This is a genomic window from Vibrio sp. D173a, from assembly GCF_030248475.1.
Window position 1 is genome coordinate 1 of sequence record NZ_JAHGAH010001361.1, and the last position, 637, is coordinate 637.

1 protein-coding gene is annotated in these 637 nt (G+C 46.9%); it reads left to right on the top strand.

Annotation, left to right across the window (positions count from 1 at the left end; all coding sequences use genetic code 11):
• A partial coding sequence (locus KIV40_RS33370; protein WP_285353693.1) for a hypothetical protein occupies positions 1-496 on the top strand: 496 nt, incomplete at its 5' end.
• Positions 497-637 lie beyond the last annotated feature (141 nt).

Genomic DNA, 637 nt, shown 5'->3' on the forward strand with positions numbered 1-637 from the left:
TATCAAAGTCATCGCCTGTTCTGCCATCGCGCTAGGCAGCCTTTTGCCCCATTCAGTTGCAGCAGAAGAGTGGATACCACAGCACATTGATAGTGTCTCTTTTGGTGGTTCGTTTGAAGGAAATTCAAAAGACATGTATTTCGGCTTTACCCGCTACAAGCAAGGGGGCGTGGGGATTGGCGCAGAAGCCGCCATCTACCGTTATGACCATGAGAGTAGCGTTCAAGACTACTCATCAAGGTACACGGAAAGAGATTTATCCCTAACGCTCCCTGTTGCAGCGACTGACAAGGTGTACATCACCCCCGCTTTAGGTGTTCGTCAGATCAAGAACAGCTACGAATTCAAAGGGGAAGAAGCCGACGACACACAATATGAAGCGCTCTACGGACTAGACCTGACTTACATGCTCGACAACGTGAGCATTACTGTCGGTGCAGACAAATCGAAGAGCTCTGACTGGTCAATCACTTATGGATTGGGCGTTTCATTTTAATTACTGGGGTAAATCCCAAAACAAAATACTCAAGTATCAATACTTTACGAGGTTCTCATGAAAAACGTACTAAAACTAACCGCTGTTGCTTTAATGGTGTCTCTTGCTGCTGGTTGTAGCTCTTCTGGTAGCTCAGGCGGC